Here is an 11,386-nt window from a genome sequence, read left to right on the forward strand (position 1 = left end):
ATTATGAAAGGATTAAATACTGTTTTCGCATTGGCAATTACTGCTGTTATGTTCGTATCTTGTGGAGATAAAAAACAAGATGCAAAAGTTACTCCAGAAGGAGCACAAACAGAAGCTACAACTGATAAAAAAGAGACAGTTAGAGTTTTGATTACAGGAGATGATCAAATGAAGTTTAACAAAACTGAAATTAAAGTTCCTGTTGGAAAAACAATTAAACTAACTCTTAAGCACGTTGGGAAAATGGACAAAGCTGTAATGGGACATAACTGGGTATTATTAAAACCAGGAACTGATCTTACTGCATTTGCAACTGAAGGTGCACAATCACCTGATACAGATTATATCCCAGCTAGTGGAAAAGACAACGTAGTTGCTCATACAAAAACTTTAGGTGGAGGTGAGTCAGATACAATTGAATTCACTATTACTGAAGCTGGTACTTATGATTTCTTATGTTCATTCCCTGCTCACTTCGCAATGATGCAAGGTAAATTAATTGCTGAATAAGATTTTATAATCACAATATTAAAAGCTGTACGAAATCGTACAGCTTTTTTTTATTCAAAAAAAAACACAGTCATCTTTTTCTGACTCGTTGTTTATTATTTAGAACTATTGTAAATTTGTGCAACTCAAATTAGCATATTTAAAAAAAATGAAAAAAATTGTATTGACTTTAGCGGTTATCGCTACGTTATCATTGACATCATGTGGTAACAAAAATGCTGACAAAGCAACAACTACAACAGAGCAAGAGGTTACAACACCAGCTGCTGATGCGATCAACTACAACGTTGTAGCTGCTGACTCAAAAATTGACTGGGTTGGTGGAAAAATATCTGGTGACAATCACACAGGTACAATTACTTTAAAAGAAGGAAAAGTATTCGTAAAAGAAGGAAAAGTTACTAATGGTACTTTTGTTCTTGACATGAATACTATCAATGTAACTGATATTACAGATCCTGATGGAAAAGCTGGATTAGAAGCTCACTTAAAAGGGAGTGCTGAAGAAAAAGCAGACCACTTCTTTAACGTAGGAAAATACCCAACTGCAACTTTTGAATTAACTTCTATTGCAGAAGAAAATGGAAAACAAATGGTTACTGGAAACTTGACTGTGAAAGAAGCTACTAATGCAATTACTTTCCCTGCTACGGTAACTGTAACTGATAATGATGTTACTATCGTTTCTGAAGAGTTTGCTATTGATAGAACTAAATGGGGAGTTAACTTTAACTCAGGTTCAATCGTTAAAGATTTAGCTGGAGATAAAATTATCAACGACGAAATCAAAATTAAAATTTCTACTAAAGCAACTAAATAATCTATTTGCTTTATAGTATTTAATTAAAATATAGGTTATATAGCATAACCTCACTTTGACAGGGAGCCTATTGGTTCCCTGTTTCTTTTTACACTTGCTACAAGTCCGATAGAATGACGAACATGAAAACAAATAACAATCCCTCCCTTTTAGACTTCTATTTCATTTAATCTTCCTTTTTACCTCCCTATTCCTAAAAGAAATAAGTATCTTTGTGTAATACATAAAATAATCATACTGTAAAAAAAACATGGAACAATTTGATATAGTGATAGTAGGCGGAGGACCGATTGGTATAGCTTGCGGACTAGAAGCAAAAAAACAAGGGTTATCATACCTTATTGTTGAAAAAGGCTGTATAGTTAACTCACTGTATTATTATCCTGTCAATATGCAGTTCTTTTCTTCAGCTGATTTGCTCGAATTAGACAATATACCCTTTATCTCTACAGAGAAAAAACCACGACGCAATGAAGCTTTAGAATACTATAGAAGAGTTGCGACATCGAATGAGTTAAAGATTAATTTATTTGAAACTGTTATCGATGCTAAAAAAGATGAAAGTGATCACTTTGTCATAACGACGAATAAAGCAAACTACAAGGCGAGTAATGTCATTATTGCAACTGGTTTTTACGACATCCCTAATTTACTTCATATCAAAGGAGAAGATTTACCTAAAGTTACGCATTACTACAATGATCCCCATTTTTATGCAGGTATGGATGTGGTAGTGGTAGGAGCAAGTAACTCCTCTGTTGATGCAGCTTTAGAGTGCTACCGTAAAGGAGCAAATGTCACTATGGTTATTCGAGATGGAGAAATTAGTTCCCATGTTAAATACTGGGTAAAACCAGATATAGAAAACAGAATAAAAGAAGGAAGTATCAAAGCTTTATTCAATAGTAACCTTACTGAAATAAAGGAAGATAGTGTCCTTGTAAATACTCCAAATGGAGATATCACACTAAAAAATGATTTTGTGTTAGCCCTTACTGGCTACAAGCCAAATTTTGATTTCCTAAAGCAATTGGGAATAGAAATTGCCAATACAGAATCACTTACACCAATTTATAACCCTGAGACAATGGAAACGAACATACCTAACCTGTACTTAGCAGGTGTAGTATGTGGTGGACTTAATACACATACTTGGTTCATTGAAAATTCAAGAGAACACGCTCTACACATTATAAGCCACGTTATCTCAAAGTATCGATTTAGCAGCAGCAATTATCGATATTAGGATTTACATTCCCTACATATCCCTTTAGCAACAATTTCAATATCATCTAATTGAAAACCTTGAGGTATTTCAATCTGAGGTATAGAAACTTGCGTCAAACAAATTGTCTTTTTGCAACTACTACAGACAAAATGTAAGTGAGTATCGTGATGACTATTAGCATCACACTCCTGAGAACACAAAGCATATTGAGTAACATTATTTGTGGTAATACTATGTAGCAATCCTTTGCTTTCAAAGGTTTTTACTGTTCTATAAATAGTTACGCGATCCGATTGCTCGAAGCTTGATTCAATATCTGCTAAGGAAACAGCGCCATTTTGTTGTTTCAAAAACTTTAAGATCAACAATCGCATAGCAGTTGGATTAATCTTTTTATCAGTGAGCTGTTTCTCTAATTTATCCATACTCATAACTTACTATTTAGTATTAGTACAAATATAAACAATGTTTCGCAAAGTGTCCTTTTCGGTAGCCTCGAGAAGCACATTAACATATTTTAAGCTAAATACAAATAATAAAAAATCAAATAATCGTACAACATATTCTATTATTTTAATAAATAAAAACATATATTTATTTTTTACTCATAATAGACACCAAATCATTAACAAAGTGAATAGTAAACTAATTGGAAGTACCTTAATCATTGCTGGAACAGCTATAGGAGGTGGAATGCTCGCAATGCCAATAATATCCTCAGGTGTTGGATTCTCAGGAATTACCTTAATCATGTTTTTTATATGGTTCGCCATGTGTTATACAGCAATTCTATTGGTAGATACCTATCGCGATCACTCACACGAAGATGGTCTAAACACAATGGTATTTAGATATTTAGGAAAAGCAGGGCAATATATCACAGGTTTTAGTATGCTCACGTTGATGTACGCACTTGTCTGTGCTTATATTGCAGGTGGTACTGATATTCTTCGATTGAATATCTCAAATTGGTTTGGAGTTAATCTCAGTCCCCAAGTAATAGCCATTGGCTTTACCATTGTTTTTGGGGGTATTGTGGGATTAGGAGCAAGAGTAGTAGACATCGCAACTAAATGGATATTTATGATTAAACTAATCTTCTTGCTTGTCGTTATCCTATTTATGTTTGGGTTTGTCAAAATAGAGAACTTAATGAGCCTTCCTATTGAAAGAGCATTAGTTTTCTCTTCCATACCTATTATATTCACCTCGTTTGGATTTCACATTGTCGTACCAAGTATGGTAAACTATTTAAATGGAGATACGAAATTGCTTAAAAAGGCATTCATATACGGAAGTATTTTACCCTTAATTGTGTATTTGTTTTGGCAAATATCAATCTTAGGAAGTGTAGATCAACAAACATTATACAGCGTTATCAATGAAAGCAAAGGACCTTCTGGAGTACTAAGAGCAGTAAAGAATGTGACTACATCCAAATGGGTTAATATTCCACTAAATATTTTCTTTGCGGCTGCTATATTAACCTCTTTTTTAGGAGTAGCATTGGCTTTATTTGATTACATCAAAGACTTGAGCAAAAAACAAGTGTTTGCAAATAATTCACTCGTAATTTACCTTATCACCTTTGTACCGCCTTTGTTATTTGTATTCTACTATCCTGATGGCTTTATTATTGCTTTAGGATACGCAGCCATATCAGTCGTGATCACTTCACTTTTCATTCCAGTACTTTTGTACATACAAGTAAAGCGACATCGAAAAGAAAAGATTACACTATTACAAAAAGTAGCCTTTTCATTCATTTTCCTATTTGGGGCTGGTATTTTAGTTATTCAAATACTAATGACTATGGGAATATTACCCATATTAGATTAACAAAATAGTACATCATCAACATTAATAAAACAAAATTTAAAAATGCAAAAAATTATCGGAAGCGTCCTTATTGTAGCAGGGACTACCATCGGCGCAGGAATGTTAGCAATGCCAATCATCTCAGCAAGTGTAGGTTTTACTTTTATGGCCTTTATCTTGTTCTGTATCTGGTTCGCGATGTTTTACACTTCGATACTTTTGGTTGATGTTTACAAATACAATTCTAAAGAAGATGGTCTAAATACATTGACATTCAAATACCTTGGCAATACTGGAGCAATTATTACTGCAATCAGCATGCTTACTTTAATGTATGCCTTGGTATCTGCCTATATTACAGGAGGAGGAGATATCCTTCGCACAAATTTAGAACTATGGCTCAACAGAGAAATATCTACCGAAGTATCCGCTATTTTATTTACTGTCATGTTTGGAGGTATTATTGCATTTGGTACAAGACTTGTCGATATAAGTACTAAAATAGTATTCTCAATTAAATTAATTTTTCTCTGCGTAGTAATAGGCTTATTACTCCCAAAAATAGAAGCTCAATACCTATTGCATAAACCTTCGAATGCAATACCCGTATTAGCTACTATTCCCGTAATTTTTACCAGTTTTGGATTCTATGTCGTTATACCTACACTCGTAAAATACTTGGATGGCAATCTAAAACAATTAAAGTGGGTGTTTTTTGTCGGTAGTATACTCCCTTTATTATTGTATTTGATTTGGGAGTTAACCATACTTGGAAACATTAATGAAGGAGTTTTTACAGAAATACTAAAAGAAAACACAAAGATAGAAGGGCTACTAAAAGCAATTCGCCAAATTGAAAACTCCAAAGTGATCAAGGTTGCTTTTAATATTTTTGCGGGAGCAGCTATACTAACTTCTTTCTGGGGAGTTGCAATGGCTCTAAAAGACTATATAAAGGATTTAGGGAAACACAAGCCGTTGATTAAAAACAATACAAGTGCGATTTTATTAACGTTTTTACCACCTATAGGATTTGCTTTGTTCTACCCTGATGGATTCATCGTTGCCTTGGGATATGCTTCTGTTTCTTTAGTTGTTTTAGCTTTAATAATGCCCATGTTAATCCTAAAGAAAGCACAGAAACAAGCTGGCGAAAAACAACCTTTCTCACAGAGAATAGCCTTCCTGTATTTGTGGTTGTTAACGGCTGTAATTATTATTCTACAGTTTTTGATGGTCATTAACGTAATTCCATCATATTAAGAATAGAAGATCATCATTCTTAAGTAACCGACTTAACCTAGATTAAGAAATTTCTAGTTTAAGTCGGTTTTTTATTCTATCAACTTCTAAACTAACTACTTTTACCACAAATAAAAAGTAAAGTACTATGCAAAAAGTTGTTTTGATCGGCGCTACTGGTTATGTAGGAAAAGCGATACTGAAAGAATTAGTTTATCGAAATATAGAAACTACCGCGATGGCGCGCAACATTGAAGCGATTGCTCAATCAAGTTTGCTTACTTTAAAATCTGTGGATGTAATGGAAACAGATAAACTAACAGAACTATTAAAAGGTGCTGATACAGTCATCAGTGCTTTTAATGCTGGTTGGACTAATCCAAACCTCTATGACGATTATATACAAGGTGCTACTTCTATTCACCAAGCAGTAAAAGATAGCCATACAAAAAGGTTAATAGTCATTGGTGGGGCTGGTACTTTATACATTAAACCAAATTTACAGTTGGTTAACTCAGCAGATTTTCCAGACGTTATAAAACCTGGAGCCTTAGCCGCTAAGGATTATTTCGAAAAAATATTAAGTCAAGAGGAATCCTTTAACTGGACTTATTGTAGTCCAGCAATAGAAATGAACCCCACAAACACAGGAGTGCGTACCGGTCGATTTAGATATGGTACAAATACGCCCGTATATGACAGCGAATGTAGAAGTAGAATATCTGTAGAAGATTTAGCTGTTGCAATTATAGATGAAGTAAACAACAAACAACTGCTCAATAGACAATTTACTATTGGATACTAACCTTCACCTTACAAGCCAAAAAAAGCCTTAAGAATTAGCCATTCTTAAGGCTTTTAATTTTATTTAATTGAAGAAAATGGGTACAGAAGTACACGCATACCCTCCTACTATTTTTCTAAAATATACCTCACAACTACCTCGGCTGAAGTCAAACCAAATAAAGCAGGCATCCAACTATTTGTCCCAAAAAAAGACTTTTTAAAATTCTTTCCATCAGTCATTTTCAAGCTACTTTCATCGGGTTTTTCCACAGAAAAAACAGCCTTAACCCCTGACGAAATACCTTCTTTCTTCAGGCGCTTTCTGATTTGTTTAGCTAAAGGACACACATCTGTTTTGCTTATGTCTTTCACAACCACTTTGTTCACCTGCATCTTTCCTCCTGCTCCCATAGCGCTAATAACCTTTACTTTTTTGCGTTTAGCTGCCAAAATGATATTTATCTTTGGAGTAATACTATCAATACAATCTAACACATAATCGAAATCCGAAGTAACTATTTCGTGTGCTCGCTCTGGAGAAATAAATTCTTCTATGCGCGTAAGATTTAATTCTGGATTGATATCCAAAAGGCGATCACCAACGATCTTTACTTTAGGTTGACCTACTGTAGAATGCAAAGCGGGCAATTGTCTATTGATATTAGTGATATCCACTGTATCTCCATCGACAATAGTCATACTACCAACTCCTGCTCTTGCTAAAAATTCTGCTGCAAATGATCCAACACCTCCTAATCCTACAACTAATACCTTTGCCTCTTTCAGTTTTTGTAAACCTTCTTCTTTAAAAAGTAATTCTGCTCTTTCTTGCCAAATCGCCATTAATTCTATTTATTAATCAGTCTATTGACTGTTGTTATCTATTAAATACTGTTCTATAATTCTGCTCTATTATCGTTTCTATATCTTTACATAACCTCTCGGCTACTTGATATACCTCAGCAATAGTCACTTCAGCAGCGTCATCTGTTTCTAAAAACAATCGCTCTTTGGGAACTTGCAAAAAAGTACTCTGTAAGCTCTCCTTGTCAATTAAATGCCTGCCAAAAGACAAATAAAAACCGTTTTTCCACAAACTTTCTGCTACTTCATGCTTCTTATTGAATCCGTGAATAATCAAAGGAACACTGATATTCAGCTGCTTCTTAATTGCAATAACCTCTTGAAAGGCTGAAACGACGTGCAAAATTACTGCTTTTTTATATTTTTCTGCAAGTAGTAACTGTCTCTTGAATACTTCAACTTGAATATTTAACGAAATATTCGCCTTTTTATCTAAACCACACTCTCCTATTGCTAAGCAGTTTACTCCTTGCAACTGCAATTCTAACAGCCTCAATTCTTCCTCTATATTATCCTCCTTAATATACCAAGGGTGGATACCTACCGAATAAGCAGGTAAAGACGTGTCTAAAGTTGTAGGATATTGATTAACAATCTCTATGCCTTCAACTTGTGCAGTTGCCCCATGTTTATGTACATTAATTTTCATAAGTGCGAAGATAAAAAAATGCCTCTAATTAGCTTGTGCTAATTAGAGGCATTTTATAGTTAAGAGATACAATGCTATTTTAATCCAGCTAAGCTGTGTTCAATAGTAGCTATTTTAGCTAAAGCATCTGCTTCTTTTTTTCTTTCATTCTCGATTACTTGTGCAGGAGCTCCATTTACAAACTTCTCGTTTGACAATTTCCCTTGTACAGATTTCAAGAATCCCTTTAAGTATTTCAACTCATCTTCTAACTTAGCGATTTCTTCCTCCAAGTTTACACTTCCTGTTACAGGAATAAAGTACTCGTTAGATTTTACGCGATATGATAGTGCTCCACTTACTTGTTCAGATACATACTCTATAGAAACAACGTTTCCTAATTTAGAGATGATACTATCGTAGTATGCTGACGTTTTATCATTGTTGATTACTTTTAAGTCTATCGTTTCTTTAAACGAAATATTCTTGTCTTTTCTAATAGTACGGATACCTGCAACAACTTCTGTAGCGAAATCAAACTCCTTAATCAAGTTTTCATCAAATGACGTCATCTCTGGCCATGCAGATACAACTAATGCATCAGCAGCATCTCGCTCTTTAATATGTTGCCAAATTTCTTCTGACAAGAATGGCATAAATGGATGTAACAATTTCAAGTTAGCTTCTAACAATTCGATAGTCTTCTCGAAAGTAGCTTTGTCGATTGGTTGTTGGTAACCTGGTTTGATCATTTCTAAGAACCAAGAACAGAAATCATCCCATACTAATTTATAGATGGTCATTAACGCATCCGAAATTCTATATTTAGAGAAGTGATCTTCTATCTCTACTAAAGCACTCTGTAACTTCGCTTCGTACCATGCTAATGATACTTTAGCAGATTCTGGTTGTGCTAATGTCTCAGACACTTCCCATCCTTTGATTAGACGGAATGCGTTCCACACTTTATTAGTGAAAGCTTTTCCTTGAGCACATAATTCCTCATCAAACATAATGTCATTTCCCGCAGAAGCAGATAATAACAGTCCTACACGAACACCGTCAGCTCCAAACTTGTCAATTAATCCTAAGGCATCAGGAGAGTTTCCTAATGATTTAGACATTTTTCGACGTTGTTTGTCCCTAACAATCCCCGTAAAATATACATTTGTAAATGGCTGTTTACCAGTGTACTCATATCCTGCCATGATCATACGCGCTACCCAGAAGAAAATAATATCCGGTCCAGTCACTAAATCATTTGTTGGATAATAGTAGTTGTATTCTTTGTTATCAGGATGATTAATTCCATTGAATACAGACATTGGCCATATCCAAGATGAGAACCAAGTATCTAATGCATCTTCATCTTGTTTTAGATCAGCCACAGTCATTGCTGAATTGCCCGATTTTACCTTAGCTAATTCTAAAGCAGCCTCAATTGTCTCAGCAACGACAAAGTCTTCTTTACCCGTTCCGTAATAAAAAGCAGGTATTTGATGTCCCCACCACAACTGACGAGAGATATTCCAATCGCGAATATTCTCTAACCAGCTTCTATATGTATTATTATATCTACTTGGATATAACTTAACATCCTCTGTTTCTAATACTGCCTCTAATGCAGGTTTTGCCAATTCTTCCATTTTAAGGAACCATTGATCCGAAAGCCTTGGCTCAATAACTGCTTTTGTACGTTCAGAAGTACCAACATTATTCACATAGTTCTCCACTTTGTCTAAAGCTCCGATAGACGCTAACTCAGCTTCGATTTCTTTGCGCACTACAAAGCGATCTTTACCTGCATAATGTAATCCTTGTTCATTCAGGGTTGCATTGGCATTAAAGATGTCGATAATTTCTAAATTATGTCTTTCACCTAAATCTTTATCATTTACATCGTGAGCAGGCGTCACCTTAAGACATCCTGTTCCGAATTCCATATCTACATACTCATCAAAGATGATAGGTACTACTCGATTACAAATCGGCACAATCGCTTTCTTTCCCTTAAGATGAGTATAACGCTCATCATTAGGGTTAATACAAATAGCTGAATCCCCTAAGATAGTTTCAGGACGAGTGGTAGCAATCACTAAATACTCACTACTACCTTCGATTTGATATTTAAGATGATAAAGCTTTCCTTGTCTTTCTTCGTAGATTACTTCCTCATCTGATAAAGTAGTCAAGGCTTCAGGATCCCAGTTCACCATACGGTAACCTCTATAGATCAAACCTTTATTATATAAATCAACAAATACTTTAATCACTTGTTCTGACATCTCAGGGTCCATTGTGAATTTAGTACGGTCCCAATCACATGAACAACCTAATTTCTTAAGCTGATCCAAGATTACTCCACCGTATTCTTCTTTCCACTCCCAAGCATGTGCTAAGAACTCCTCACGTGTTAAATCGTTTTTATTGATTCCCTGCTCTTTCAATTTTGCGACGACTTTTGCTTCAGTTGCAATAGAAGCGTGATCAGTTCCAGGAACCCAACAAGCGTTAAGCCCTTTTAAACGTGCACGACGTATTAATACATCTTGAATTGTGTTATTCAACATATGCCCCATGTGTAAAACTCCAGTTACGTTAGGTGGAGGGATTACAATTGTATAAGGCTCTCTGTGATCTGGTATTGACTGAAAATACTTATTCTCAAGCCAGTACTGGTACCACTTTTGCTCTACTTGCTTCGCGTCAAATTGTGCAGGAATACTCATTCTTTAAAAAAATTTACTTGTTTTAACGTTAAACACTTCTAAAAAAGTATAATGAATATTAAAATTCACTTGTAGTGAAAAATCACTAAACTTTTTTTTCCGTATCTTTGTATCAGCAAAAATAGTTATTACTCGTTAATAATAAAAAAATTACTCCTAAAATGAAGTATTATAATTATTAATTTGCTTGAATAACTATTTTATTTAATTTTAGTAAAACAAATATTAAAGAGACGTATAATGAAAAAATTTTTAGCAGTAGTAGTAATGGTACTTGCAAGTGCAGTTTCATTCGCACAAAAAGGACCAAAAATCGAATTTAAAGCTGAAAACAATACCATTGACTACGGAACAGTAGAAAGAGGAAAAGACAATGGTCTTAGAACTTTTGAGTTTACAAACACAGGTGATGAAGCATTAATCATTACTGATGTTCGTTCTACATGTGGATGTACAGTTCCTTCTAAACCAGCAGAACCAATCTTACCTGGTCAAAAAGGAAAAATCGATGTACAATACAACATGAATGTAGGCCGTATTAGCCGAACAATTACTGTAGAATCAAATGCAGTTAACTATGTAAATGGTGTAGTTCCCTTGAGAATTAAAGGAGAAGTTATCCCTGCAAAATAACCCGAGAAAACTTATTCTATTTTAATACAAAAAGAGGGTGTCCCAAAAGGTCACCCTCTTTTGTATTATATAAAACGTTACTTTTCTCTTAGATTAAAAGTTCTTGCAATTAAAACGAGTTTTAGACT

11 protein-coding genes are annotated in these 11,386 nt (G+C 34.6%); 7 read left to right on the forward strand and 4 right to left on the reverse strand.

Annotated features, from left to right (window positions below; translation table 11 throughout):
* Positions 1-3: 3 nt before the first annotated feature.
* From azu to GOQ24_RS12585, 3 genes are all read left to right on the forward strand, one after another.
* A complete protein-coding gene (azu, locus tag GOQ24_RS12575; protein ID WP_155093053.1) occupies positions 4-510 on the forward strand; it encodes an azurin in 507 nt (168 codons plus the stop codon).
* 148 nt (positions 511-658) lie between these two features.
* Complete coding sequence (locus GOQ24_RS12580) at positions 659-1,330, forward strand: YceI family protein (RefSeq protein WP_155093054.1); 672 nt, start codon at positions 659-661, stop codon at positions 1,328-1,330.
* A 250-nt stretch (positions 1,331-1,580) separates the two neighbouring features.
* Complete coding sequence (locus tag GOQ24_RS12585) at positions 1,581-2,576, forward strand: YpdA family putative bacillithiol disulfide reductase (protein WP_155093055.1); 996 nt, start codon at positions 1,581-1,583, stop codon at positions 2,574-2,576.
* On the opposite strand, the gene GOQ24_RS12590 is transcribed toward GOQ24_RS12585, so the two are convergent.
* Complete coding sequence (locus tag GOQ24_RS12590; RefSeq protein WP_155093056.1) at positions 2,573-2,989, reverse strand: Fur family transcriptional regulator; 417 nt, start codon at positions 2,987-2,989, stop codon at positions 2,573-2,575. The two genes, GOQ24_RS12585 and GOQ24_RS12590, sit on opposite strands and share 4 nt — an antisense overlap.
* Positions 2,990-3,191: 202 nt before the next feature.
* Between GOQ24_RS12590 and GOQ24_RS12595 the strand changes: the two genes are divergently transcribed.
* The 3 genes from GOQ24_RS12595 (at position 3,192) to GOQ24_RS12605 (ending at position 6,423) form a co-directional block, all read left to right on the forward strand.
* Positions 3,192-4,397 carry an aromatic amino acid transport family protein gene (locus tag GOQ24_RS12595; RefSeq protein ID WP_160339839.1) on the forward strand — a complete coding sequence of 402 codons (1,206 nt, stop codon included), beginning with the start codon at positions 3,192-3,194 and terminating at the stop codon, positions 4,395-4,397.
* A 42-nt stretch (positions 4,398-4,439) separates the two neighbouring features.
* Entirely contained in the window at positions 4,440-5,639 is a 1,200-nt protein-coding gene (locus tag GOQ24_RS12600) for an aromatic amino acid transport family protein (RefSeq protein ID WP_155093058.1), read from the forward strand.
* 127 nt (positions 5,640-5,766) lie between these two features.
* Positions 5,767-6,423, forward strand: coding sequence for an NAD(P)-dependent oxidoreductase (locus tag GOQ24_RS12605; protein WP_155093059.1), 657 nt, complete (start codon positions 5,767-5,769; stop codon positions 6,421-6,423).
* A 107-nt stretch (positions 6,424-6,530) separates the two neighbouring features.
* Here GOQ24_RS12605 and GOQ24_RS12610 read toward each other — a convergent pair whose 3' ends face one another.
* From GOQ24_RS12610 to GOQ24_RS12620, 3 genes are all read right to left on the reverse strand, one after another.
* A complete protein-coding gene (locus GOQ24_RS12610) occupies positions 6,531-7,247 on the reverse strand; it encodes a ThiF family adenylyltransferase (RefSeq protein ID WP_155093060.1) in 717 nt (238 codons plus the stop codon).
* Between the two features lie 34 nt (positions 7,248-7,281).
* Positions 7,282-7,917: a TatD family hydrolase gene (locus tag GOQ24_RS12615; protein ID WP_155093061.1), complete on the reverse strand. Its 636-nt coding sequence runs from the start codon at positions 7,915-7,917 to the stop codon at positions 7,282-7,284.
* Positions 7,918-7,991: 74 nt separating this feature from the next.
* The gene (locus GOQ24_RS12620; protein ID WP_155093062.1) at positions 7,992-10,625 is read right to left on the reverse strand and encodes a valine--tRNA ligase; all 2,634 of its coding nucleotides are present in this window, start codon (positions 10,623-10,625) and stop codon (positions 7,992-7,994) included.
* 240 nt (positions 10,626-10,865) lie between these two features.
* On the opposite strand from GOQ24_RS12620, the gene GOQ24_RS12625 reads away from it, so the two are divergent.
* The gene (locus GOQ24_RS12625) at positions 10,866-11,258 is read left to right on the forward strand and encodes a DUF1573 domain-containing protein (protein WP_155093063.1); all 393 of its coding nucleotides are present in this window, start codon (positions 10,866-10,868) and stop codon (positions 11,256-11,258) included.
* The last annotated feature ends 128 nt before the right edge of the window (positions 11,259-11,386 follow it).

The organism is Myroides sp. LoEW2-1, from assembly GCF_009767705.1.
GTDB lineage: Bacteria > Bacteroidota > Bacteroidia > Flavobacteriales > Flavobacteriaceae > Flavobacterium > Flavobacterium album_A.

Bases quoted from the DNA above. Each gene is read 5' to 3' on its own strand.
- GOQ24_RS12615 (WP_155093061.1), bottom strand. From the start codon at position 7,917: ATGAAAATTAATGTACATAAACATGGGGCAACTGCACAAGTTGAAGGC.
- GOQ24_RS12585 (WP_155093055.1), top strand. From the start codon at position 1,581: ATGGAACAATTTGATATAGTGATAGTAGGCGGAGGACCGATTGGTATA.
- GOQ24_RS12590 (WP_155093056.1), bottom strand. From the start codon at position 2,989: ATGAGTATGGATAAATTAGAGAAACAGCTCACTGATAAAAAGATTAAT.
- GOQ24_RS12600 (WP_155093058.1), top strand. From the start codon at position 4,440: ATGCAAAAAATTATCGGAAGCGTCCTTATTGTAGCAGGGACTACCATC.
- azu (WP_155093053.1), top strand. From the start codon at position 4: ATGAAAGGATTAAATACTGTTTTCGCATTGGCAATTACTGCTGTTATG.
- GOQ24_RS12610 (WP_155093060.1), bottom strand. From the start codon at position 7,247: ATGGCGATTTGGCAAGAAAGAGCAGAATTACTTTTTAAAGAAGAAGGT.
- GOQ24_RS12580 (WP_155093054.1), top strand. From the start codon at position 659: ATGAAAAAAATTGTATTGACTTTAGCGGTTATCGCTACGTTATCATTG.
- GOQ24_RS12605 (WP_155093059.1), top strand. From the start codon at position 5,767: ATGCAAAAAGTTGTTTTGATCGGCGCTACTGGTTATGTAGGAAAAGCG.
- GOQ24_RS12625 (WP_155093063.1), top strand. From the start codon at position 10,866: ATGAAAAAATTTTTAGCAGTAGTAGTAATGGTACTTGCAAGTGCAGTT.
- GOQ24_RS12620 (WP_155093062.1), bottom strand. From the start codon at position 10,625: ATGAGTATTCCTGCACAATTTGACGCGAAGCAAGTAGAGCAAAAGTGG.